The following is a 24,580-nucleotide window of genomic DNA, read 5'->3' on the forward strand; positions in this document are numbered from 1 at the left end:
AAGCGTTGCCGTGCGACAGCCGGAGAACGACGCATCACAACCCTTCGCGCAGCTTGGCCGGCAGCGGCAGGGATTTGCCGGTACGGTTGTCGATCCACACGATTTTCGCCGAGCCGGTCGCGAAAAGTCGCTCGTCGCCTTCAATGTACAGTTCGTACCAGTTCATCACGCTGCTGCGTCCGGGCTGGCCGGCGAAGACCTTGACGATCGCCGTCGCCGGATAATTCACCGGAATCAGGAACGTGCAGTCGGCATGAACGATGACCACGCCTTCGGTTTCGTCCGGATCGACACGGAACTCCTTCTGCTCGATCCATTCGATGCGCGCCTGCTCGAAAAAGCGGAAATACAGTGTGTTGTTCAGGTGACCGTACCGGTCGAGGTCGCCCCAGCGTACGGGGATCTTCGTCGTGAGCTGAAGGTTGCGGGTATCTTCCATGAAAAACAGCGCCCTGTTGGTTGGAACCGGCAGCTAATGTAACATACGGCTCCGTATGTTTTCGACGGCTGCGAAGCGATCCCGCGCCTGCGTCGTGCCTCGAGCGTGTATTACACTGCCGTTCGCTCGACTACAGACCAACAATCGCGGACATAAATGGAGAATAGGATGGAACGCGAATCAATGGAATTCGATGTCCTGATCGTAGGCGGCGGCCCGGCAGGGCTGGCGGCGGCGATCCGGCTCAAGCAGCTCGCCAGCGAGAAAGGCACGGAGCTGGCGGTATGCCTGATCGAGAAGGCTTCCGAGATCGGCGCCCACATCCTGTCGGGCGCGGTGATGGACCCGCGCGCGCTCACCGAACTGATCTCCGACTGGAAAGCGCAGGGCGCGCCGGTCAATACCCAGGTGTCCGAAGACCGCGTGATCTTCCTGAGCGAGACCGGCGGGCGCAGGGTGCCCAACAGCCTGCTGCCGGCCTGTTTCCTGAACCAGGGCAATTACATCGTGCGCCTGGGCAACGTCGTCAAGTGGCTCGGCGAACAGGCCGAGGCGATGGGCGTCGAGGTCTATCCGGGCTTTGCCGGCGCGGAAATCCTTTACGACGAGCGCGGTGCGGTCAAGGGCGTGGCGACCGGCGACATGGGCATCACGCGCGACGGCCAGCCGGGCCCGGCCTACCAGCCCGGCATGGAGCTGCACGCCAAATACACGCTGTTCGCCGAAGGCTGTCGCGGCCATCTGGGCAAGCAGCTCGAGGAAAAGTACCGCCTGCGCGACGGCATCGATCCGCAGACCTACGGCATCGGCCTCAAGGAACTGTGGGAAGTGCCGGCCGAGCGGCACGTGCCCGGCCTGGTCGTCCATACCGCCGGCTGGCCGATGGACAGCGCCACCTACGGCGGCGGCTTCGCTTATCACCTCGAAGACAACCTCGTCGCCGTCGGCTATGTTGTCGGCCTGAACTACACGAACCCGCATCTGGCGCCGTTCGAGGAGTTCCAGCGCTACAAGACGCACCCCGAGATCCGCAAGTTCCTCGAAGGCGGCAAGCGTCTCGCCTACGGCGCACGGGCGCTCGCAGCGGGCGGACTGCAGAGCCAGCCGAAGCTGGTGTTCCCGGGCGGGGCGCTCGTCGGCGACGACGCGGGTTTCCTCAACGCCGCACGCATCAAGGGCAGCCACGCCGCAATCAAGTCCGGATCGCTCGCCGCCGAGGCGGCCTTCGGCGCGCTGGCCGCTGGGCGCAGCCGCGACGAACTGGCCGCGTTCCCCGAAGCGTTCCGCGCGAGCTGGCTGTACGAGGAACTGCACCAGACGCGCAACTTCAAGCCCTACATGAAAAAAGGCCTGTGGATGGGCTCGCTGCTGTTCGGCATCGACCAGCAGGTGTTCCGCGGCAAGGCGCCGTGGACGCTGCACAACACGGCCGACCACACTGCGCTCAAGCCCGCGTCGGAATGCTACAAGATCGCCTATCCGAAGCCCGACGGCGTGCTGACCTTCGACAAGCTGTCGTCCGTGTTCCTGTCGAACACGAACCACGAGGAAGACCAGCCCTGCCACTTGCAGCTGAAAGACTCGTCGGTGCCGATCGCGGTCAACCTCGCGAAGTACGACGCCCCCGAACAGCGCTATTGCCCGGCCGGCGTGTACGAGATCGTGCGCGACCCGGACGGCACCCACCCGCGACTGCAGATCAACGCGCAGAACTGCGTGCACTGCAAGACCTGCGACATCAAGGACCCGACGCAGAACATCAACTGGGTCGTGCCGCAGGGCGGCGAAGGGCCGATCTACCAGGGGATGTAAGGGCACACATTGCGTGCCGGCCCCTGCCTGACCAAAGCCCTACCTTCCGGCAGGGCTTTTTCCTTCAGATGTCGAGCGCCAGTTGTCCCTTCACCCAGAAGGTCCGGCCGGGTTCGTTGATCCGTTCGCCGGTCAACGTTTCATAGCCGACGATCGGCGCGCCGGACTTCGACAGGTGCTCGCGATAGGTACGGTCGAACACGTTGTCGACCCCCGCCGTCAGCAGGACGCTCTTGGACGGACGCCAGCCGGCGTTGAGCGACAACAGCGCGAAACCGGACGTCGGGCCGAGGTCCATGCCGTTCGCGACGATGCCTCCCGAGCCCACGTCGAAGCGGTCCTGCTCGGCGACCAGACGGAGCAAGGCGCCGTAGGAGAACACGTTGTCGTTGTACTCGACGGCGAGACGCGCCTCCAGCGGAGGCTGCTGCGCGAGCGCCTTGTGATCCGTATCGTTGTTGCCGCGCACCCAGGCGAGCGATCCGGTCGCCGTCCAGTTCCGCGCGAAGCGCCATGCGACATCGCTCTCGAGACCGTAGGTCGTGGCGTCGATGTTGCGCACCCCGGCCGGCGCAGTCCATTTCAGCAGGATGAAGTCGTCAACCTTGCCGTAAAAACCCGAGACGGACGCCGACCATTCGTCCGACGACCACAGCGTGCCGAGATCGAGCTGAGTCGTCTTCTCCGGCTGGAGCGACACGAAACTTTGCCCGGCAGCGCCATTGGCACGCAGAAACTCCCAGAAATCCGGAAAGCGTTCGGCATGGCCGAGGCCCGCATACCACGTCCCCGCACCGTCGGCATATTCCGACTCGTAACGCGCGAAGCCGCTGGTCAGCGTGTCGCTCGCCGTCCTCCCGCGGGTCGCACTGGTACGGCGGTGGTCCTTCGATTCATGGTCATCGACGCGCAAGCCGGCAATCACGCGTTGCGCGTCGTTCAAGAGGTAAGTCCCCTCCGCGAACGCACCGCGGCGCTCGAAGCTCAAATCCTCGTCGCGCGGCCGGCTGCGATAAGCCGGAGTGCCGCGAGCGGTGTGCTCGTCGTCCTTCGCATCGACGCCGACGATGAACTGCAGTTGATCGGCGGGCGCCAGCGTGGCGCTGAAGCGCCCGCCTCGCGTGGTGCGGTCGGGGTTGCTCAGCATCTTCATGCTGCCGGGCGCGAGCCTGCGCAGGCTGAAGTTGTCCATGACATGGTCGATGTAGCTGTAATAGGCCTGCGCCTCGACCTTGCGCAGCAGCGGCGACAGGTTCTTCCTCTCGAACTTCAAGCCGGCGTTTTCACGCTCGAAGCGGGTGCCGTCCATAGTGCGATCGGCATAGGCGGCTTCGCCGTCGCTGCGGCCCAGGCTCAGCTCGAGCCGCGTGTCGTCGTCCGGCGTCCAGCCGAGCGCGGCGCTGGTGCTCCAGCGGGTGTAGAAGGAATGCACTTCCTTGCCGTCGCCGTCTTCGTAATTGTCGCTGTCCGAGCGGGTGGCAACAGCCTGGGCATAGAAGGCAGGATTGCCGCCGCGCACGTCGAGCAGCTGGTCGTTGCGCCCCCAACTGCCGAAGGTGAGACTGCCGTTGACCCGCCCGCCCGCCTCCGTCATGCGCCTGATGTCACGCTCGAACAGCACGACGCCGGCCGAGCTGCCCGCCATGTAGAGCACGCTCTGAGGCCCCTTGAGCACCGTCACGCGGTCATAGGATTCGGGGTACACATAAGCGGTCGGCGGGTCCATGCGCCCCCCGCAGCCGCCGAGAATCTCCTGGCCGTCCAGCAGGATGCCGAGGCGCGAGCCCGACATGCCGCGGAAAACCGGGTCGCCGTCGGTGCCGCCCTTGCGGATCACCGCAAAGCCGGGAATGCTTTTCAGCAGATCGGCCCCATCGTGCGCCGGCAGCGGCTGCCGCGGAGCCTTGGGGTCGGTGGTGACGGTGAGCGGCGTTTCGACGGCCGGCGCGGTGACGACCACCGTCCGGAGCATGGTTTCACTTTCGGCCGCGACGGCGGGCAGCGCGAGCGAGATTGCGATGGCGAGCGGGAGTTCGCGCAGATAGGGTTTCACGGTAATCATGCGTTTCATGTTGTTCTTCGCTTTGTCTTGATGTTGTTTTTCACTTTGCCCTGACCTGGAGACCTTAGCCGGGTAAAGATGGGAAGAAGCCTTCACTGACGGGCGGCGAGCCCGAGCGAGCCACATACGGTCGCCTCGCTGACGACGCCGGACAGCGCAACCTTGCCGCCCCGTCCGTCGAAGAGAAGCGTCCGCGGCAGCTCGCCGCGCCATTTCGCGTCAAGCGCATAGGCGAGCGCTTCGGGCGACTCGTCTCCGTAGGCAAAACGCTTCCCCGTGACCCCGGCGCGGTCGAGCGGCCCGGCGAGCCCGTCGCCGGCCGGCTCGACCGCGACCGTGATCAGTTGGAGGCGCGGATACGCTTTCGCCATCTCCGCGAAAAGCTTCAGGTTTGTTTTGCAGTGCACACATTCGGACGACCACAGCGCGACGATCGTCGGCCTGGCATGGCTGGCCGGATCGGCGATCGCAGTTGCAGCCGGCCGGTCGAGCGGCGCGAAGTCGCTCGCCGAACACGTCGCGGCGCTCATCCAGACGATTACTGCCAGCAGGTTTTTCAGTCGTTTCATCGCAGCCAGTACCCCTTCATGCCTTCCTTCTGGGTGCGCCAGAACGCCAACAGCTCCGTGCCGCGCCGGATCACCCGCGGCTGGTCGGACGCGCCCTCGGTCGCAGCGAGCGACAGGCTGCGGAACTGCCTGCCGTTGTCATCGGACACCTCCGCGCGCAGCCGCGTCCGTTCGCCATCGAACTCCTTCCAGACGATCGCGACGCGCTCACCGCCGACGGCAATGTCGGCGTGAGCGGCGCGTTCTCCGCCGACGGTGCGCTGTCCCTCGACGCGCCCGTCTTTCAGGCGGCCATAGAACACCCGCCCCTCGCCGTTCCTCTCGTTGAACCACACCGCGTGACGCGTGCCGTCGCCGGAAACCGCGAGCGACGGTCCGTGGTGCGGGCAGGCGTCGACGCGCCAGCGGTCGAACGTTGCGCGCGCCACCGGCCCGGGCGTGCCGTCGGGGCCGAGCTTCACCAGCGCATGGTCGCGTTCGTTCGGCTCGAACACGTGCCGCCACAGCATCAGCGGCAAGCCGTCGACATCGTTGGCGATCGCGATGCGGCAGCACTCGCAGGAATGGTCGCCGACCTTCACTTCGGGCCGGAACGTCCGCCCGCCGTCGTCGGACACCACTGCATAGATCGCCGCGCCGCGGTAATCCCGCTTCGCGCCCTGCGCGGCTTCCAGATCACGCTTGTCGATCCACGCGAGCACCACCTGCCCGCTCCCGCTGACCGTCATCGTCTCGAAGCGGTGGGTGATCTCCTGGCGGTCGCGGTGAACGGTGATGGGAGCGCCGAAACCTCGCCCGGTGTCCGCACGCGCAAAACGGATCTCGCCGGTGAAAGGCTTCGCCAGCGGTCGCGTCCACGAAACCAGCACGCTGCCGTCCGGGGCGAACGCGATCTTCGGCCGGTTCTCGCCGTCGGCGGAAATCGCTTCCGGTTTGGCGTTGACGGTTACCGGCGCATCCCAGCTCGCCCCGCCGTCAGCGCTGCGGTGGAGGACGACGTGCTGCCCGTCCTTCGAAACCGCGTACAGCACGCCGTCGGGGCCGAATGCCGCGCTCGTGCCGAGCTCCGGCCTCGCCGGCCGGGCCGCAGCGGTTTTCCCGGCCGCGTGGTCGGCGTGCTGCGCGAAAGCACCCGCTGCGCATCCCAGCGCGAGCAGGACCGCAGCGGCCAACCGGCCCGCGCTGCCCTTTCGCTTCATTGTCATTGCCGAGCCGTCCTCGCTGCCGGCGCCCGCAGTGGCACGCTCTGCCATCATCATCATCACCATTACCATTTCGCCTCGACCCCCGCGATCACGGTACGCGGCAAGCCCGGCGAGTACGCCGGCGTGCTGCCCGTCGACAGCTGCGCGCTGTCCGCATAACGCCGGTCGGTGAGGTTGTTCACGCTGCCGAACAGCGAAACGGCCGGCGTCAGCGCCAGGTTGCCGCGCAGGTTGAAGAGATCGTGTCCGCCGTACTTCACGGTGTTGCTGTCGTCGAGCCAGTACGAGCCGATCCTCGTCCACTCGAGCTGCGCACGGAACGCGTCGGTCGGCGTCCAGGTCAGCCGCGCGTTCGACATCAGCCGCGGCGCGCTTTGCTGTTCCTTGCCGCCGAAATCCCCCTGCGCGGTCACCCAGTCGACGAACTCGTGCCGCGCGTACGACAACGCGAGATCCAGCCGCAGCTGCCTCGCGAGCGGCGCACCGAGCCCGAGCTCGATGCCGCGGTGGCGGGTCTCGCCGGCGTTCGTCGTGATCGTCTGCGTCGTGACCGGGTCGCGCTGGCTGACGATGTCGTCGCGCTTGGTCAGCTCGTACGCGACGAGGTCGTACGACAGGCCCGCCACGACGCCGCGCACGCCGAGCTCGTACTGCTCGGCCTTGATCGCGTCGAGCTCGAGCGCCGAATGCGTCAATGCACGGGCGGCGTCGAGGCTGCCGGCACGCGACGGGCGGAAGATCTGCGATTCGGACGGGGCGCGGAAAGCCTGGTTGTACGAGGCGAAAAGATGCGTGTTCTCGCCGAGCGCGTACGTCGCGCCGAGTTTCGGCGTCGCGCGGCGATAGCTGACCCGGGTGTTCGCCGCCTGGCCGTAGAAGTTGCTCCCGACCTGCACGACCTCGCCGGCGCCGAGCTTGTTGTCGAACTCGTAGCGCATGTCGTCGTAGCGCAGGCCGGCGGTCAGCCGCAGCTTGTCGGTCGGCGAGATTTCGCCATGGACGTACGGCGAAATGCCGCGATATTCGACGTCGTAATCATAGATGCGCGGCCCGACGGTGTAGGCGATGAACTCGCGGCTCGCGCCGCTGCCGCGCGTCGTCGCGTCGATGCGGTTCTCGCGCCGCTCGCCCGGACTCAGGTCGAAATCGACGCCGACGATCATGCGCGCGCGCAGCGGTGCGAAGTCCCGGCGCCACTTCGCCATCAGCCCGTACGAACGGTTGCCGGTTTCGGCGATCGTCGGGTCGAAGCGCAGCGCGAAGCTCGCGAGCAGATCCATGCTGTTGTCGCGCACGTACGGCGTGACCGACAGCAGCGAGTCGGCCGTCTCGTGTTCGTAGTTCGTCGACAGGCGCAGCGCGCTGACCTTGCGGAATGCGATCGGCAGATAGTTCTTCGTCGGATCGTGCCGGTAGTCGTCACGCACGAGCGGCGAGTTCGCGCCGGTTTCCTGGTCGATCTCCGAAAAACCAAGCACGGTCTTCAGCGACGTGCTGTCGCCGATGAAGTGATCCCAGCGCAGCGTGCCGCTGTTGCGGTCGTAGCCCGTGTCGTCGCGCCAGCCCTCCGTCCGGGTCAGGTTCAGGTCGGCCCGCCAGCCGCCGTCGGCATAGCCGCTGCCGCCGCCGACAAGCGCCCGCCGCCAGCCATGCTCCCCCGCCTCGATCGAGCCGTTCGCTTCCGTCTTCGTCGGCGGCGTGCGCGTCAGCACGTTGACGACGCCGCCGATCGCATCCGACCCGTACAGCGCCGACGACGGGCCGCGATTGATTTCGATGCCGCCGGCCTGCGGGATGTTGATCTCGTACAGGCCGTTATGGTTGAAGAAGCCGGTCGAGCGCGACGGAATGCCGTCCTCGAGGAACAGATAGACCGGGCTCGTCGTGAACGGCTGGCGGATCGCCGTCGTGTGGCCTTCGCCGTTCGTCACCGCGACCGCGACACCCGGCGTCTGGCTCATCACCTGCGCCGGGTGGGCGGGCTTGTCCAGCGCGATGTCCTCCCCCTTGACAATGCCGACCGAGGACGGGGTTTCGACGAGTCGCGCCTCTTCGCGCGTCGCGGTGACCGTCACCTGTTCGAGAACGGTGGCGGCGTCATCGGACGCAGCGGCGCCACCTGCAGCGCCGAGGCACGACAGCACCAGCACATTGCGCCAAGTATCAATGCCCATAATCACCTCGGCCCGCCTGGTTCAACGGCCGCACGGGCGCAGCCACCTCGATCGACTCGCGCTTGCCGCTCCGGCTCTCGACGACCAGCGTCAGCGGCACCGTGTCGCCCACGCGGACGGGTTGCTTCAGGTCGAACAGCATCACGTGGTGGCCGCCGGGCTTGAGCTCGACGGCCTTGCCGGCCGGTAGCTCGACCGCAGCGACGGCGCGCATCTTCATGACGTCCTTCTCCATCACCATCTCGTGTATCTCGACTTTTCCCGCAGCGGGCGAGTCCGCCGAGACGAGCCGCGCATCCTGTGCCGCGGTGAGGCGCATGAACGCGCCAGTGACTTTCTGCTGGGCGACCGTCGCCCGCACCCAGGGGTCGTCGACCTGCACCTGGGCGAGCACGGGGCCCGACAGCACGGCAGAAAACAGGCTGACTACAAGGGTCTTCTTCATGGTGTTCACTCCATCGATTCGCAAATCGGCCCGCGAGCCGGCATGCCGAGGCTCCCGCGACCGACGCGAGACGACGCGATCGGGGCGAGCGAATGCCTTGATACCGGATGCCGCGGAAGGGTTTCTGCAGGAATGCGTCATCCGGCCGTGCCCCGTCTCCTGCAAGCGAGGAGACGGGGCCGGTCGGGACGGCACTCAGGCGCGCGGGAGCGGTGGAGCGCGCGGCTGCGCCGCTGCCCATGCGAAGAGCGGGCGCGGCGAGTGGAGGTAAAGCGGGGGGAGGTGGTCGGAACGGGCTTTCAGCGCAAAAGGTGCGGACGGCATCGCGGGAAGTGCCGGCACGTCACAGTGTGTCGCGCAGAAAGCACAACGTTCGGCGGGAAACACGTGAGCGTCGCCCTTGTCGCGCGAATCATCGACCGCGACCATCTTCATGCCGGCGACCGTGCACACCTGGATCAGGCGCTTCTCGCCGTCGGCGCGCGACAGCGCGTGGCTCAGCGCCGGCGCAAGCGCACCCAGCAGGACCGCGAACAGCGCGATCCAGGCGGTGAAACTGCGAGCCGTACGCTTGAAATACATCGGCAAAAACCGGAGCGACCCGGGTTGACCAAAACGGTGCGGCGATTCTAACAGCTGAACCGCACGCGCCATTGACTGCAGTCAAGCCCGGCGGCCGGCCGCGACCGGCCGCCGGGCGTGTTCACCCCAGCCAGCGCCGCGCGTTGCGGAACATCCGCTGCCACGGCGAATCCTCGCCGAGTCCGGCCGGGTACCAGCTCATCTGCACGCTGCGGGCGGTGCGTTCCGGGTGCGGCATCATGATCGTGAAGCGGCCGTCCGCGGTCGTGAAACCGGTCGATCCTTGCGGCGAACCGTTCGGGTTGAACGGATAGATCGTGGCCGGCGCACCGTGGTTGTCGACATGGCGCAGCGCCGTCAGGACGCGTTCGGGGTCGGCGGCGTCGCGGAACACTGCGCGCCCTTCGCCGTGGCTGACGACGATCGGCATGCGGCTGCCGGCCATGCCGGCAAACAGGATCGACGGGCTGTCGAGTACTTCGGCCATCACGAAGCGCGCCTCGAACTGCTCGCTGCGATTGCGGTGGAAAGTCGGCCAGTGCTCGGCGCCCGGGATGATCGACGCGAGGTGCGCCATCATCTGGCAGCCGTTGCACACGCCGAGCGCGAACGTGTCGGGACGGGCGAAGAACGCTTCGAATTGTGCGCGCAGCGCCGGGTTGAACAGGATCGACTTCGCCCACCCCTGGCCGGCGCCGAGCACGTCGCCGTACGAGAAACCGCCGCATGCCGCGAAGCCGTGGAAATCACTCAGCTGGTGGCGTCCGGCCTGCAGATCCGACATATGCACGTCGTACGGCGCGAAACCGGCGCGCTCGAACGCCGCAGCCATCTCCGCCTGCGAATTGACGCCCTGCTCGCGCAGGATCGCGATCTTCGGCCGTGCAGCCGTCGCGATCAGCGGCGCGGCCACATCGTCGGCCGGATCGAAGGTCAGCGATACGCTCAGGCCCGGGTTCGTCGCGTCGGCGAGCGCGTCGAATTCCTCGCGCGCGCAATCGGCATCGTCGCGCAGGCGCGCGATGCGGTAACCGGTCTCGGACCACGCCTGCAGCAGTTCGGCGCGCGGCGCGTTGAACACGAGCTTCGCGTTGCGCCAGAAGCGGAGCTCGTCCTTGCCGTTCGGCTCGCCGAGGAAGTGGTAGGTGAGGCCGGCTTCGCGCAGCGGCGCGGTGACGCGGGCGCGGTCATCGCGCCGGATCTGCACCACCGCGCCCAGCTCTTCAGCGAACAGGCCAGCAAACAAGCGGTCGTTGAGGCGGCCCTTGATCGTGTCCGGCTTCTTGTCGAGGCCGTCGACGTCGTTCATGTACTGGTCGTAGCAGACGGTGTCGAGCACGACCGACAGGCCGCACTTCGACGCGAACGCCATCTCGCACAGCGTCGCGAACAGGCCGCCGTCACCACGGTCGTGGTACGCGAGCAGGAGATCGTCGCGGCGGAACTGCTGGATCAGGCCGAAGAACCTTGCGAGCTGCGTGGCATCGACGTCGGGCGCGTGCTCGGCGACCGAGCCGAACACCTGCGCCAACGCCGAGCCGCCGAGGCGGTTGCGGTCGTTGCCGAGGTCGATCAGCAACAGCTCGGTGTCGACGCCTTCGGGGAACTGCAGCTGCGCGGTGAGCGTGCGGCGGATGTCCCCGACCGGCGCGAACGCCGTGACGACAAGCGACAGCGGCGAGACGACCTGACGGCTCTCGCCGTCGTCCTGCCACGTGGTCTTCATCGACAGCGAATCCTTGCCGACCGGGATCGCGAGGCCAGCCTGCTGGCAGAACTGCGACACCGCGCTGACCGTGTCGAACAGCTTCGCGTCCTCGCCGCGATGCCCGGCCGCGGCCATCCAGTTCGCCGACAGCTTGACCTGGCCGATATCGGCGATGTCCGCGGCGGCGATGTTCGTCACCGCCTCGCCGATCGCCATGCGCCCGGAAGCCGGTGCGTCGAGGCAGGCGACCGTGGTGCGTTCGCCCATCGCGAACGCTTCGCCCTGGTAACCATGGAAGCTCATCGCGGTGACCGCGACGTCGGCGACCGGCACCTGCCAGGGACCGACCATCTGGTCGCGCGCTGTCAGGCCGCCGACCGAGCGGTCGCCGATCGTGATGAGGAAGTTCTTGCTCGCGACCGCCGGCAGGCGCAGCACGCGCAGGCAGGCGTCCTTCAGGTCGATGTCGGTGACGTCGAACGGCGGCACATGCACCGCGCGGCGCGACACGTTGCGCGTCATCTTCGGCGGCTTGCCGAGCAGCACCTGCATTTCCATGTCGACGGGCTTGTTGCCGAAGTGACGGTCGGCCACGGTCAGGTGGCCGTCCGCGGTCGCTTCACCCAGCACCGCGAACGGGCAGCGCTCGCGCTCGCAGATGGCGCGAAACTCGGCGAGGCTCTCGGGCGCAATCGCGAGCACATAGCGCTCCTGCGACTCGTTGCTCCAGATCTCGCGCGGGCTCATGCCCGGCTCCTCGATATGCACTTCGCGCAGCTCGAAATGCGCGCCCAGCCCGGCCGATTCCGCCAGTTCCGGCATCGCATTCGACAGCCCGCCGGCGCCGACGTCGTGGATCGCGAGGATCGGGTTCGCGTCGCCGCGCTGCCAGCAGCAGTCGATGACTTCCTGGCAGCGGCGTTCGATCTCGGGGTTGCCGCGCTGCACCGACGCAAAGTCAAGGTCGGCCGTGTTCGTCCCGGTCGTCATGCTCGAAGCCGCGCCGCCGCCCAGCCCGATCAGCATGCCCGGGCCGCCGAGCTGGATCAGCAGCGTGCCGGGCGCGAACTTCACCTTGTGCGACTGCTGCGCCTGGATGCTGCCGAGGCCGCCCGCGATCATGATCGGCTTGTGATAGCCGCGCACCTCGCCCTGCACTTCCTGCTCGAAGGTGCGGAAGTAACCGGTGAGGTTCGGCCGGCCGAATTCGTTGTTGAACGCGGCGCCGCCGATCGGGCCTTCGATCATGATGTCGAGCGCCGAGGCGATGCGGTCCGGCTTGCCATAGGGCTTTTCCCACGGCTGCCCGAATTCCGGAATGTTCAGATTCGACACCGAGAAACCGGTCAGGCCGGCTTTCGGCTTGGAACCGCGGCCGGTCGCCCCTTCGTCGCGAATCTCGCCGCCGGCCCCGGTCGCGGCGCCGGGGAACGGTGAGATCGCGGTCGGGTGGTTGTGCGTTTCCACTTTCGCCAGGATGTGCGTCGCTTCGGCGCGGAAGCGCCACTGGCCGTCGGCGTCCGCGTAGAAGCGGTCGATGGTCGCGCCCTCGATCACCGACGCGTTGTCCGAATACGCGACGACGGTGCCTTCAGGGTGCGCCTTGTGCGTGTCGCGAATCATGCCGAACAGCGTTTTCTCCATCGGCCGCGCGTCGATGACCCAGTCGGCGTTGAAGATCTTGTGGCGGCAATGTTCGGAGTTGGCCTGCGCGAACATCATCAGCTCGACGTCGGTCGGATTGCGCCCGATGCGCGTGAAGTTGTCGACGAGATAGTCGATCTCGTCGTCGGACAGCGCGAGGCCGAGTTCGGCGTTCGCCGCGACGAGCGCGTCACGCCCGCCGGCGAGCACATCCACCGACATCAGCGGCTTCGGCTCGTAGTGATGGAACAGCGCTTCGGCCGCGTCGAGGTTCGCCAGCACCGACTCGGTCATGCGGTCGTGCAGCAGCGGCAGCACCGCGGCGTATTGACGGTCGTCGAACCCGTTGCGCATGTCGAGCGAGTACGACACGCCGCGCTCGATGCGCATCACCTTGGCAAAGCCGCACTGGCGCGCGATGTCCGTCGCTTTCGACGACCACGGCGAGATCGTCCCGAGGCGCGGCACGACGAGCAACTGCGTGCCCGGAGGCAGCTGCGGCGACGCGGGGACGGCCGCGAGCAGGTCGACGAGCCGGTCGCGCTCGTCCGCTGCCAGCGGCGCGGCGAGTTCGACGAAATACCAGTACTCCGCGGCCAGCCCCTTGAGCTTCGGCAGCGCGTCGGCTGCGGAACGGGAAAGGCGCGCGAGGCGGGAGGAAGAAAGCGCCGCAGCGCCGCGCAGCTTGAGGATTTCGGCCATTTCTATCGTTGCGAAGGGGAAAGTGGACGCGAACAGGGTTCGCCGGTCGGAAGGGCGAAATTATACCCGACGCCCGCGGGTTCGCCCGCTGCGCGTTCCCGCGCCCCACGGCGATCGCACACATAAATATCATAACGACCGGCCCGGATTCATTGCCTCGGCTTCAGTCCGAGTAGCTCGGCCCGATATTCGGGGCGGCGGTCGGCGAGTTTTCGGCGACGACGCAGGCTGCGCTCGGCATGGTGCGTGTCGGTGCGCAGCGCCGCGAGGGCGAACTTGCGCACGACCGAGAAGTTGCGTGCCCCGTGGCCCTTGTGCACACGGCAGCCATCTTCGCGAAAGGTTACATCCAGCACCCAGTGCATGGCCTCTACGCCCCAATGAGCGCGCACCGCGCGCGCGAACTCGTCAACGCTCGTGATGCCCGCGCTGACGATGAAGTAGCGCCGATCGCGGCACACTTTGCCGCCGACCTCATGCTCGGACTCAACCAAGCCAATGCCGCCGAGCTTCTTCCAGTTCGCGCGCAGCGCCTTGTCCATCCACGACAGCTCGGTCACCAGACTCGCGCGGCGGGTCTCGAGACGGCCATGATCCTTCTCGACCGTCGTGCACTGCTGCACTGGGACGCTGCGAAAGTCCAACGCCCGGGCGGTGTCGAAGAACTCGACGATCGTCTCCGACAGGTTCTTCTGGTTGTCCTTGACCGCCAGCACGTACTCGCCGCCGCGGGCAATGATCTTTTCGGCCACATCCGTTTGGCACCCGAGCGCGTCCATCGTCACGATGCACCCCTTGAGCACCAAGGTCTCGAGCAGTGCGCGGATGGCGGCGAGCTCGTTGCCCTTGCCGGCCGCGCCTTCTTGCCCAAGCGAGACCCCCAGCGCGGTCGCGTAGGCGCTGACCATGTGCAGCGCCGTATTGGGCCCATCGGTCGAGCCACGCAAGGTCTTGCCATCAAAGGCCACCACGCCCTCGACAACCCCGACCACGCTGGCGATCCACTCACGGAAGCAGCGTTCGAACACCGTTGCGTCGAGCACCCGGAATACCTTGCCGAACGTGTCATGCGAGGGCGTGCCATAGGGCAGTTTCAGAAACGTGCGCAGCCACGGCTCCTCGTCTTCGCACCAGTCGGCCACATCGACCCAGCTGTCGGCGCCACACAGCACCGCGCAGATCGCCATCACGATCATCTCCTGCAGATCATGGCGCCGCGCCGGCCCGCAGCGGTGATCCTCGATGTCCCCAAATGCCCCCTGCAGCGTCATCTTGACCTCTCGGCAAATAGCGAGAGTGGACGCCTTTTTGTCCCTGTTTACAAGCGGATAGCATAAGCTGCTGATCGTAAAAGACTTTTTGGCAGGGGTTTACGACGATCGCGTAAGCGATCGCCGTGTCCCGCGCCCGAGCCGGCAACCACATGCGGCGCCCGGGCAAGCGTGCCGGACCGGTAATCCGTTTTTCGCCCCACCATGCCGGCCGCTGACCTTCCGGAGGCCGGTCAGCGACCGCAGCGCCGGTTATTGTTCGGTCGCGCGTGCCGGGAGCGAGGCTGCGACCGAGATGTTGACGACCTTCTTGTCCGCGGTGGCCTCTTCGACCTTCTCGAGTCGCCCGGCGACGACAGCGCCACAGTCCATCTGCAGCTGCCGGTAGATGATGTTTCCCGAAATGTGCGCACCCGCCTGCAGTTCGAGAAAATGTTCGACTTCCAGGTCGCCATCCACCCGGCCATTGACGACCGCGTCATGAACGCGCACCCGCCCGGTGATCGACCCCCTGTTGCTGACGACGAGGAGACTGCGTTCACCCTCCTTGCCGAGGACGTTGCCTTCGATCTTTCCGTCCACCCGCAAGCCGCCGGAAAACACCACGTCACCGACGATTTCGAGATTGTCGGCGACCAGGCTGGACAGCTTGGTGACCTGGATTGCTTTGTTGCGCTTGCGTCCGAACATCGCTTTCGTCCCTCGAATGGCGTCCGCACCGGGCGCGCAGAAGGCTCAACGGGCAGGTGGCACGCCCGGCGTCGCCGACTTGATGAACGCCAGCTCTTCCCTGATCTGCTTGAGCTCGTCGTTCAGACTGACCACCTGGCGTTCGAGCTCGCCCCGCGTCGCCAGTTCCACCTCGAGATCGAAGCGTGCCTTGCTCAGCGCTTCCTGCAGCTCGCGGTTCTGCTGCCGCATCGCGGACACCGACGACTCCGATACCAGCCGGTCCTCGAAATACCGGGCACCGAGCCCGAGCATCACCAGGACGACGATGACGAGCCCCCCCAGGAACACGATGCGCTTGAGCCCGTAGGTCGGATCCGAGGTCAGGACGTACGAGTCCTGCGTCAGCTTGCGGTTGCTGTAACGACGGTGCGACGGCATCGCCCCGACCATTCAGAATTGCGCGAGGTACGACGCCGGATCGACGATCAGGCCGTCCTTCATGACTTCGAAATGCAGGTGTGCGCCTGTCGATCGCCCAGTGGAACCGATCGATGCGATCCTGTCTCCCGGCAGCACGACCTGGCCGACTTTCACGTGGAGCTTCGACGCGTGCGCGTAGCGCGTCGCGAGGCCGGCGCCGTGGTCGATCTCGACGGTCAGGCCGTAGTCCGGACGGCGCCCGGCGAAGACCACGCGCCCGCCTGCGCTGGCGGAAATCTGCGTGCCCGCCGGCGCCGGAAAATCGACTCCGCTGTGGAAGGCGAGACGACGCCGGAACGGATCGCTGCGGTTGCCGAACCCGGACGAGATCCCGAAGCCGGCGACCGGGGAGCGGCCGGGGAAAGACATGTGAGCGAGGCTGTAGCCGGTGGCGAGCCGGTCCAGTCCGGCGAGCGTCTGGGCAAGGCGCTCGATGTCGCGCTCCATTTCTGCGAGCTCTCCGGCCAGCAGTCCTTCCGGCTTGCCGTGGAGTGCCACGGCAGGCGGCAACTGCGGCGGCATCAGGAGGCCGAACTGCGGCAGCTCTGGCGCGCGCGCGGGAACCGGCTGCAGCAACGGCCCGCCGGCCGGGGAACCGAGCGGCGTTTTTGCGATACGGCCCGCTGGCGCGGCGGCGACGTTTTCGTTGATCCGCGCTTCGAAATCCTTGATCGCGCCGATCCGCTCCGTGAGCGCGGCCGCCTCGGCCTGCAACTGCACCATGCGCCCTGCCAGCTCGCCGAAACGACCGATCAGCAGGTCGCTTTGCGACTCGGCCGGCTGCACCGGCGCGGTTTGGGGAGGGTTCCGGACCTTGCCGTCAACCATGTAGCCAAGCGCGAAACCGCCGGCAAGCGCCGCGAGCACGATCGCGATGATGACGCCGGCAAAAACCCGGGCGCTGATCGTATGCATTCGCGATTGTGTCAGCGTCCCGGCGGAAAGAATGACGAAAGCCATCCTTGTCCTCCTGTTCTGTCCGGTTGCGGGCGCTGTTCGCACTGCGTCGCGGACGGGCTGAAAAACGAGCCCCGGCGTTTTGCATTTGCGCAAACTCTTATCGCCGGAACAAAGTTTTCGGAGTCTAGCACCAAAGCGCGGGGGAAAGGCAACACCTGCCGGACCTCCCGCCGGCCGCCGGCCCGCAGCCAGGACCGGATGCGGAAAAACCAGGTGCCCGCGTTTGCCAGCCCTTAGCCGGCGCGCGTCATGGATCTGCCGCGCCGGCTATCTGTTCCGCATCACCTCGGGGTGGTGCGGTGCAGGCGCGTCTTGCGCACCTGCTCGCCGGGGCGCGCGGCCTGGCCCTGCGGCTTCGGCAAGCCGGCCAGCACGCACACCTCGGCTTCCGGCATCTCCATCCACATGCCGCGCTTGAGCCGCGACGATAACGCCACCGGACCGTAGCGCACCCGCATCAGCCGGCTGACGGTGAGACCTACCGCCTCGAACATGCGCCGGACTTCCCGGTTCCGGCCTTCGGAAAGGGTCACCCGGTACCAGTGGTTGGCTCCCTCGCCGCCCTCGTCGGAGATCGACGTGAATCGCGCGAGACCGTCCTCGAGCTGGATGCCGGTCTTCAGCGATTCGATCTGTTCGTCGTTGAGCTGCCCGAGCAGACGCACCGCGTATTCACGCTCGAGTTCGTAGCGCGGATGCATCAGGCGGTTGGCCAGCGTGCCGTCGTTCGTGAACAGGAGCAGGCCCGAGGTATTGAAGTCGAGCCGCCCGACCGCGATCCAGCGCCCCTTGCGCAGGATCGGCAGCCGCTCGAACACCGTCGGGCGACCCTCCGGGTCCTCGCGCGAGACGATTTCGCCTTCGGGCTTGTGATAGATCAGCACGCGCGGCGTGCGCACCGTGAAACGCAACGGAATCAGCTTGCCGTTGTATTTGACGCGATCACCCGGGCCGATTTTCTGGCCGAGTTCGGCCGGCAGGCCATTGACCGAGATTCTCCCGGCAACCACCCATTCCTCGATTTCGCGACGCGAGCCGATGCCGATCTGCGCCAGCACTTTCTGCAGCCGCTCGGGTTCGGCAAATGCCGTGTTTTCCTGTTCGCCGCGCCCCCCGCCCCCGGGCGCGGCGGCGCGCGGCGGACGTGCGAGCCGCGCACCTTCCCCCGCGCCGGGCGTCGACGGGCGCCCGCCGGCACGCGGCGGAGGCCCCGGCGGATGCCTGCCCGCCCCCGCCGTCTCAGCGTTCTTCTTCGTGGGGGGCCGCAGCGGCCGCTTCGATTTCTTTGGTGTCGACAAGGTCCATGATCCTTTCAATTTCGGTTAGCGCGGGCAATTCGCTCAGGCTGCGCAGCCCGAGGTCGTCGAGAAAGCGCCGGGTGGTCGCGAACAGCGCGGGCCGGCCGGGGGTGTCGCGGTGACCGACGATGTCGATCCAGCCGCGCGATTCCAGCGTCTTGAGCACGTTCGGCGAAACGGCGACGCCGCGGATGTCCTCGATGTCGCCACGCGTCACCGGTTGACGGTAGGCGATGATCGCCAGCGTCTCCAGCACTGCACGCGAATATCGCGGCGGCTTTTCCTGCTTCAGCCGGTCGAGGAAGACCTGGTATTCCGGCCGCGTCTGGAATCGCCAGCCGGAGGCCACCTGCACCAGTTCCGCGCCGCGATCCGACCAGTCGGCGCGCAGGTCTTCGAGCAGGCGCCGGACGAAGTCCGCCCCCGGGTCTGCGTCGAACAGCTGCCGCAGGTCGGCGACCGGAAGAGGTGCCGATGCCGCGAGCAGGGCCGCCTCGACGACCCGCTTGTAGTCCTCAGGCGTCGTCGGCTGCATCGGCGAGCTTCACGTATATCGGCGCGAAAGGTTCGTTCTGCGCCACCTGCACCAACCTTTCCTTGACGAGTTCGAGCACCGCGAGAAAACTCACCACCAGTCCCGCGGACCCGCGCGCGGGTTCGAACAGCGTGTCGAACACGACGAAAGCCCCACCGCCGAGCTTGCGCAGGATCGCGCTCATATGCTCGCGCACCGACAGTTCGTCCCGCCTCACGTGGTGATGCTGCGTCAGGCGCGCCTTTTTCATGATCGTCAGCCACGCGAGCTGAAGGTCATGCAGGCTCACTTCGGGCAGACGCTCGACGACCTTCTCGGCGACGAATATGCTCACCCGCTCGTAGTCGCGCTCGGCGCGCGGCAGCAGTTCCAGTCGCCCCGCCGCCAGCTTCATCTGTTCGTAATCGAGTAGCCGGCGAACGAGTTCCGCCCGCGGGTCGCTGTCGTCCTCGGCGCCTTCGCGCTGCGGACGCGGCAACAGCATGCGCGACTTGATCTCGAGCAGCGTCGCGGCCATCAGCAGGTAGTCCGCCGCGAGTTCGAGATTGTGGCTGCGCATCGCCTCGACGTAAACGAGATATTGCGCGGTCAGCGCTGCCATCGGGATGTCGAGGACGTTCAGATTCGATTTGCGGATCAGGTACAGCAATAGATCGAGCGGGCCCTCGAACGCCTCGAGGATCACCTCCAGCGCGTCCGGAGGAATGTACAGGTCCTTCGGCAGTTCGAGCAGCGGCTCGCCGTAAAGGCGCGCGACGGCCTCGACCTGGGCGACCGTCTCCGCGGGAACGAGCTCGAGAGGAAGATTCATTGCGGAAGACGTCCGAAGCCGGGGCGGTTGACCGTCGCGCGGCGGCAGCAGGGCCGCGCCGCTGGCGGGGCGACTCAGGAGTACGAAAGCCCCATTGCCGCGCGGACGTCGCGCATCGTCTCCTCGGCAAGCTCGCTCGCACGCTCGCAGCCCTCGGCCATGATCCGGCGCAGCAGGGCCGGATCCTCGACGTAGGGCTGGGCGCGCTCGCGCATCTCGGCCTGCTCCTTCAGGATCGCGTCGATGACCGGCTGCTTGCACTCGAGGCAGCCGATGCCCGCGCTGCGACAGCCGTCCTGCACCCACGCCCGCACGCCGTCGTCCGAATAGATCAGGTGGAACTGCCACACCGGGCACTTGTCAGGGTCGCCCGGGTCGGTTCGGCGCACACGCGCCGGATCGGTCTGCATCGTGCGGATCTTCTTCGAGATCGAGTCGGCCTCCTCGCGCAGGAAAATCGTGTTGCCGTAGCTCTTCGACATTTTCTGGCCGTCAAGGCCGGGCATGCGTGCGGCTTCGGTCAGCAGTGCGCCGGGTTCGACGAGCACCATCTTGCCGGTCCCCTCGAGATAACCGTGCAGCCGTTCGCGATCGACGTGGCCGAGGCTCTTCGCGTCCTCGATCAGCAGCCTGCCCTGATCGCGCGCGGCCGCGTCCCCGTCCTGCTGGAAGCGCGTGCGCAACTCGTCGAACAGCCGCGCGCCCTTCGCACCGAGCTTCTTCATCGCCTCCTTCGCGTTGTCCTCGAACCCCGGCTCGCGCCCATACAGGTGATTGAAGCGCCGCGCGATCTCGCGCGTGAACTCGACGTGCGGCAGCTGGTCTTCGCCGACCGGCACCTTGTCGGCGCGGTAGAGCAGGATGTCAGCCGACATCAGCAGCGGATAGCCGAGGAAGCCGTAAGTCGACAAGTCCTTGTGCTCGAGTTTTTCCTGCTGATCCTTGTATGTCGGCACGCGCTCGAGCCAGCCGAGCGGGCAGAACATCGACATCAGCAGGTGGAGTTCCGCGTGCGCGGGCACTTTGGACTGGATGAAGAACGTCGCCTTCTGCGGATCGACACCGGCCGCGAGCCAGTCGACCAGCATGTCCCAGACGCTGTCCGCGATAATCTGCGGGCTGTCATAGGCGGTCGTCAGCGCATGCCAGTCGGCGACGAAGAACAGGCACGGGTATTCCGCCTGCAGCTTGACCCAGTTCTTGAGCACGCCGTGGTAATGGCCGAGATGGAGTCGCCCGGTCGGGCGCATGCCTGAAAGAACACGTTCTGCGTACATGATCGGTAATTAAAATCCAAAAAGCGTCGCAAGAAGGAGCCGGAAGGCGGCCATCATCGGCCACAGCAACTGTCCGAGCACCCCGGTGAACAGCAGCACGAGAAGGATCGGAAAGCCGTACGGCTCGATCCGCGAATATTTCCACGCCAGCCGGTGCGGCAGCAGGCTCACCGCGATCCGGCCCCCGTCCAGCGGCGGAATGGGCAGCAGGTTCAGCAGCATCAGCACCGCGTTGATCTGCATGCCCGCGTCGGCCATCTTCATCATCGGTATCGTGTAGACACTGTGCGGCATGCTCAGGGCGACCTTGAACAGCACTGCCCAACCGATCGCCATCATGAAATTCACGAACGGTCCCGCCGCCGCGACCCACAGCATGTCCGCCTTGGGCTGGCGCAGGCGGCTGAAATCCACCGGCACCGGCTTGGCCCAGCCGAACAGCACGCCTCCGCCGCCGAACAGGCTGCTGAGCGTCAGGATCGCCCCGGGGACGAGGATCGTGCCGATCGGATCGATATGCTTGAACGGGTTCAGCGTGATGCGACCGGCCAGATCCGCGGTCGGATCGCCGAAATGCCTCGCCACGTATCCGTGCGCCGCCTCGTGGAGGGTGATCGCAAGCAGCACCGGCAGCGCCCAGATGGCAATGGTGGAGATCAGCGAATCCATGACGTCACGGTGTAAAACGGCGCATTCTAGCAGAGCGCGACCGCGCCCCTTCATCGCCGTGCCCGACGACAGGCGAAGTCCGGATTCCGGAGGGCGGTGCGGTGGGTAAAGGCGTGGGTGGGCGTGATCGGGCACCATGCTTCGAGACCGAACGGTGACGGATCGCCCTTCCCCGCCCGGACGAGCACCGGAACGCCTGAGGTCAGGTCGATGATGGTCGTTACCTCCGGCCCGCAGAAGCCGGCTTCGATGACGAGTTCCACCTGTTTTTCCATGCGGTCGCGGATTTCCTCCGCGTCGGTCAACGGCAGATCCTCGCCCGGCAGCAGCAGCGTCGAAGTCAGGATCGGCTCGTCCAGTTCGGCGAGCAGCGCGGCGACCACCGGATGGTCGGGGACTCTCAGACCGATCGTCTTGCGCTTCGGGTGCAGAACCCGCCGCGGCAGCTCCTTCGTGCCCTCGAGGATGAACGTGTAGGGGCCGGGAGTCGTTGCCTTCAGCAAGCGGTACTGCATGTTATCGACCCGCGCATAAGTGGCGATTTCCGAGAGGTCGCGGCACATCAGCGTGAAATGGTGCCGTTCATCCACCCCGCGGATCTTGCGGATGCGCAGCAGCACGCTCGCGTCACCGGTCAGGCCACCCAGCGCATATGCGGAATCGGTCGGAAACGCCACCAGGCCGCCGGATCGCATGATTTCGGCCGCCTGGCGAATCAGCCGGGGTTGAGGCTGCTCGGGATGAAGTACGAAATATTGAGCCATTCTGTTTTTTCTTGATCTTGATTTTTTCGATTGTGATTGCCAAGGAGCGCGCGGGACTGGCCCGGCCGGATTTCATCCCCACCTTCATTCCAGTCGCGACCATACCGGCACGAGATCCGGCGGCAGCGGCGAACAGCGCCCGAGATCGACCGGACTTTCCTTTTCGCCGTGGAAATCGGAAGCGCGCGACGCGAGCAGCTTGCGGCGACGGGCAACACTCGCGAACCTGAGCACTTCCGCGTCGCTATGCGCTCCGGACACCACTTCGACCGCTTCGCCACCGCATGCCGCGAAGCGGTCGAACAGGGCCTCGAGTTCGGCCTCGGCAAAACGGTAGCGCGCCGGATGGGCGATGACCGCGATGCCGCCCGCGGCGTGGATCCAGCCCACCGCGTCTTCGAGCGTTGCCCATTCGTGCTCGACGTACCCCGGCTTGCCGCGCGCGAGATAGTGGCGGAACACCGTGCTGACGTCGGGCATCAGGCCGCTCGCGACGAGGTGGCGCGCGAAATGCGCGCGGCTCACGAGCGCCGGGTTACGGGCGAATTTTCGCGCGCCTCCGAGCGCCCCGTGGATCCCTGCCGCTTCCAGCGCCGCGCCGATGCGCACCGCCCGCCCGTCCCGGCCGGCCCGCACTTCGGCGAGTCCGGCAAGCAGTCGGGGATGACGGTGATCAACCCCCAGGCCGACCACGTGCACCGTCTCGCCGCTGAAGGAAACGGATATCTCGACACCCGGCACCAGCCTTATCCCGACTTCGGCCGCGGTCGCGATGGCCTCGTCGAGACCGCCGACCTCATCGTGATCGGTCAGCGCCAACAGCGTCACCCCATTGGCCGACGCGCGCCGCACGACCTCCGCGGGTGTGAGCCAGCCGTCGGACATCGTGGAGTGGCAGTGCAGATCGGCGTTCATCGCTATCCTTCTCGGGCAGGTTCTGGTCATCGGACAGCGGCAAGTCCGCGAGGATCCGCGATGATAGCAAACAGGCCCTGCTGCCCGTTGCCAGTTCCGGTCCCTGAATGCTATCGTCCGCCGGTCGCGCGGGAGAGCACTCTCCCCGAGAGTCGCCGAAGGCGTAACCCCCCAGGAATCGCTCAGGCAAAAGGACCGCCGACAGAACACAACTCTGGAGAGCGATGCGGGCCCGGGAAACGTCGAAACGTTCCCGACCGGCGCATCCACCGAAGGGGCACCCGGCGTCGGCCGGAATCTCTCAGGTACAAAGGACAGATGGGGCGACGCTCGCCTGGACGGGCCTCGCCCCGTTTTGCATTTCGACCTTCGTAACCGAACCGGTGTCACCCCAAGGAGCCTCCCGTGGCAAAACACACCCCTCTTCACGCCGTTCATGTCGCCGCCGGCGCCCGCATGGTCGATTTCGCCGGCTGGGACATGCCGGTGAACTACGGCTCGCAGATCGAGGAACACCATGTCGTGCGTCGCGACGCGGGAATGTTCGATGTCTCGCACATGCTCGGCCTCGACCTCGAAGGCCCGGACGCGACGACGTGGCTGCGCGGCCTGCTCGCGAACGACGTGACCAAGCTGCACGAGCCGGGCAAGGCGCTGTACAGCTGCATGCTCAATCCCGACGGCGGCGTCATCGACGACCTGATCGTCTATTACTTCTCCCCGACTTCATACCGCATCGTCGTCAATGCCGGCACTGCCGACAAGGACGTCGCCTGGATGCGCCAGCGCATCGCGGCAAGCGGCGCGAACGTCACGCTCGAGAGCCGCCGCGACCTGGCGATGATCGCAGTGCAGGGGCCGAACGCGCGCGACAAGACCTGGGCGGCGCTGCCCGACATGCGCGCCGCAAGCGAAGGCCTGAAGCCGTTTTCGGCCGCCCGCATCGGCGACGTGCTGATCGCGCGCACCGGCTATACCGGCGAGGACGGTTTCGAAATCACGCTGCCGGCCGCGCGCGCCGAAGCAGTCTGGAACGCGCTTGCCGCGGCGGGCGTCAAGCCCTGCGGGCTCGGCGCACGCGACACGTTGCGCCTCGAAGCCGGCATGAACCTGTACGGGCAGGACATGGACGAGACGGTCTCGCCGCTCGACGCCGGCCTCGCCTGGACCGTCGACCTGAAAGATGAATCGCGCGATTTCGTCGGTCGCGCCGCGCTCGTCGCGAACCCTGCCCGCCGCAAGGTGCTCGGCCTGATCCTCGAGGACAAGGGCGTGTTGCGCGCGCACATGACGGTATTCACCGCCGCCGGCGAAGGCGAGACCACCAGCGGCAGTTTCTCGCCGTCGCTCGAAAAATCGATCGCCTTCGCCCGCCTGCCGCTCGGCGTCGAGCCGGGCGGGGTGGTCGAAGTCGACATTCGCGGTCGTCGCCTGAAAGCCCGCACGGTTAAGCTGCCGTTCGTGCGCAACGGCAAGGCGCTGGTCTGATTGCGCCGATCGACCGACGCGTCGTCCAACTGACTTTTTTCGTAACGGCACTTTCGCCACCTCCCAAACCCGAAACCGGACGGCATCGTCCGGTTGTC

The 24,580-nt window shown here is 66.5% G+C and carries 21 protein-coding genes and 1 riboswitch; of the genes, 2 read left to right on the forward strand and 19 right to left on the reverse strand.

Going from position 1 to position 24,580, the window contains the following annotated elements; translation table 11 throughout:
• Nucleotides 1–34: 34 nt before the first annotated feature.
• Complete coding sequence (locus GO606_RS13320) at nt 35–439, reverse strand: acyl-CoA thioesterase (protein WP_169119318.1); 405 nt, start codon at nt 437–439, stop codon at nt 35–37.
• A gap of 168 nt (nt 440–607) precedes the next feature.
• On the opposite strand from GO606_RS13320, the gene GO606_RS13325 reads away from it, so the two are divergent.
• Nucleotides 608–2,251: an electron transfer flavoprotein-ubiquinone oxidoreductase gene (locus tag GO606_RS13325; protein ID WP_169119317.1), complete on the forward strand. Its 1,644-nt coding sequence runs from the start codon at nt 608–610 to the stop codon at nt 2,249–2,251.
• 64 nt (nt 2,252–2,315) lie between these two features.
• Here the strand turns inward: GO606_RS13325 and GO606_RS13330 are convergent, their stop codons facing one another.
• From GO606_RS13330 to GO606_RS13415, 18 genes are all read right to left on the reverse strand, one after another.
• Nucleotides 2,316–4,322 (reverse strand): TonB-dependent copper receptor, encoded by a 2,007-nt coding sequence (locus GO606_RS13330; protein ID WP_246979566.1) that lies wholly within the window; start codon nt 4,320–4,322, stop codon nt 2,316–2,318.
• 83 nt (nt 4,323–4,405) lie between these two features.
• Nucleotides 4,406–4,882: a TlpA family protein disulfide reductase gene (locus GO606_RS13335; protein WP_169119316.1), complete on the reverse strand. Its 477-nt coding sequence runs from the start codon at nt 4,880–4,882 to the stop codon at nt 4,406–4,408.
• Nucleotides 4,879–6,144 carry a sialidase family protein gene (locus GO606_RS13340; RefSeq protein ID WP_246979569.1) on the reverse strand — a complete coding sequence of 422 codons (1,266 nt, stop codon included), beginning with the start codon at nt 6,142–6,144 and terminating at the stop codon, nt 4,879–4,881. The genes GO606_RS13335 and GO606_RS13340 overlap by 4 nt, the downstream gene beginning before the upstream one ends.
• Before the next feature lie 5 nt (nt 6,145–6,149).
• Nucleotides 6,150–8,261 (reverse strand): TonB-dependent receptor, encoded by a 2,112-nt coding sequence (locus tag GO606_RS13345; protein WP_169119315.1) that lies wholly within the window; start codon nt 8,259–8,261, stop codon nt 6,150–6,152.
• Nucleotides 8,251–8,706: a copper chaperone PCu(A)C gene (locus tag GO606_RS13350; protein WP_169119314.1), complete on the reverse strand. Its 456-nt coding sequence runs from the start codon at nt 8,704–8,706 to the stop codon at nt 8,251–8,253. Before GO606_RS13350 ends, GO606_RS13345 begins: the two co-directional genes overlap by 11 nt.
• Nucleotides 8,707–8,901: 195 nt before the next feature.
• Nucleotides 8,902–9,288 (reverse strand): DUF2946 domain-containing protein, encoded by a 387-nt coding sequence (locus GO606_RS13355; protein ID WP_169119313.1) that lies wholly within the window; start codon nt 9,286–9,288, stop codon nt 8,902–8,904.
• A gap of 121 nt (nt 9,289–9,409) precedes the next feature.
• On the reverse strand, nt 9,410–13,342 hold the full coding sequence (purL, locus tag GO606_RS13360; protein WP_169119312.1) for a phosphoribosylformylglycinamidine synthase: 3,933 nt from the start codon (nt 13,340–13,342) through the stop codon (nt 9,410–9,412).
• 149 nt (nt 13,343–13,491) lie between these two features.
• Complete coding sequence (locus tag GO606_RS13365; protein ID WP_169119311.1) at nt 13,492–14,613, reverse strand: ISAs1 family transposase; 1,122 nt, start codon at nt 14,611–14,613, stop codon at nt 13,492–13,494.
• Nucleotides 14,614–14,865: 252 nt separating this feature from the next.
• Nucleotides 14,866–15,303 (reverse strand): bactofilin family protein, encoded by a 438-nt coding sequence (locus tag GO606_RS13370; protein WP_169119310.1) that lies wholly within the window; start codon nt 15,301–15,303, stop codon nt 14,866–14,868.
• Between the two features lie 45 nt (nt 15,304–15,348).
• Nucleotides 15,349–15,735 (reverse strand): hypothetical protein, encoded by a 387-nt coding sequence (locus GO606_RS13375; RefSeq protein WP_169119309.1) that lies wholly within the window; start codon nt 15,733–15,735, stop codon nt 15,349–15,351.
• The gene (locus GO606_RS13380; protein ID WP_169119308.1) at nt 15,736–16,725 is read right to left on the reverse strand and encodes a peptidoglycan DD-metalloendopeptidase family protein; all 990 of its coding nucleotides are present in this window, start codon (nt 16,723–16,725) and stop codon (nt 15,736–15,738) included.
• 281 nt (nt 16,726–17,006) lie between these two features.
• Nucleotides 17,007–18,023: a 23S rRNA pseudouridine(2605) synthase RluB gene (gene rluB / locus GO606_RS13385; protein WP_169119307.1), complete on the reverse strand. Its 1,017-nt coding sequence runs from the start codon at nt 18,021–18,023 to the stop codon at nt 17,007–17,009.
• Nucleotides 17,965–18,558 carry an SMC-Scp complex subunit ScpB gene (scpB, locus tag GO606_RS13390; RefSeq protein ID WP_169119306.1) on the reverse strand — a complete coding sequence of 198 codons (594 nt, stop codon included), beginning with the start codon at nt 18,556–18,558 and terminating at the stop codon, nt 17,965–17,967. The genes rluB and scpB overlap by 59 nt, the downstream gene beginning before the upstream one ends.
• Nucleotides 18,539–19,369 (reverse strand): segregation and condensation protein A, encoded by an 831-nt coding sequence (locus GO606_RS13395; RefSeq protein WP_169119305.1) that lies wholly within the window; start codon nt 19,367–19,369, stop codon nt 18,539–18,541. The genes scpB and GO606_RS13395 overlap by 20 nt, the downstream gene beginning before the upstream one ends.
• Before the next feature lie 74 nt (nt 19,370–19,443).
• A complete protein-coding gene (locus tag GO606_RS13400) occupies nt 19,444–20,646 on the reverse strand; it encodes a tryptophan--tRNA ligase (protein ID WP_169119304.1) in 1,203 nt (400 codons plus the stop codon).
• A gap of 9 nt (nt 20,647–20,655) precedes the next feature.
• A complete protein-coding gene (locus GO606_RS13405) occupies nt 20,656–21,315 on the reverse strand; it encodes a site-2 protease family protein (protein ID WP_169119303.1) in 660 nt (219 codons plus the stop codon).
• Nucleotides 21,316–21,365: 50 nt separating this feature from the next.
• Nucleotides 21,366–22,079 carry an L-threonylcarbamoyladenylate synthase gene (locus GO606_RS13410; protein WP_246979572.1) on the reverse strand — a complete coding sequence of 238 codons (714 nt, stop codon included), beginning with the start codon at nt 22,077–22,079 and terminating at the stop codon, nt 21,366–21,368.
• Between the two features lie 84 nt (nt 22,080–22,163).
• Nucleotides 22,164–22,994, reverse strand: coding sequence for a 3',5'-nucleoside bisphosphate phosphatase (locus tag GO606_RS13415; protein ID WP_211166829.1), 831 nt, complete (start codon nt 22,992–22,994; stop codon nt 22,164–22,166).
• Between the two features lie 119 nt (nt 22,995–23,113).
• Nucleotides 23,114–23,201: riboswitch (glycine riboswitch) on the forward strand.
• Nucleotides 23,202–23,399: 198 nt separating this feature from the next.
• Between GO606_RS13415 and gcvT the strand changes: the two genes are divergently transcribed.
• Nucleotides 23,400–24,482, forward strand: a complete 1,083-nt coding sequence (gene gcvT / locus GO606_RS13420; RefSeq protein ID WP_169120570.1) for a glycine cleavage system aminomethyltransferase GcvT — start codon at nt 23,400–23,402, stop codon at nt 24,480–24,482.
• The last annotated feature ends 98 nt before the right edge of the window (nt 24,483–24,580 follow it).

This window comes from Aromatoleum anaerobium (assembly GCF_012910705.2).
Classification (GTDB): Bacteria; Pseudomonadota; Gammaproteobacteria; order Burkholderiales; family Rhodocyclaceae; genus Aromatoleum; species Aromatoleum anaerobium.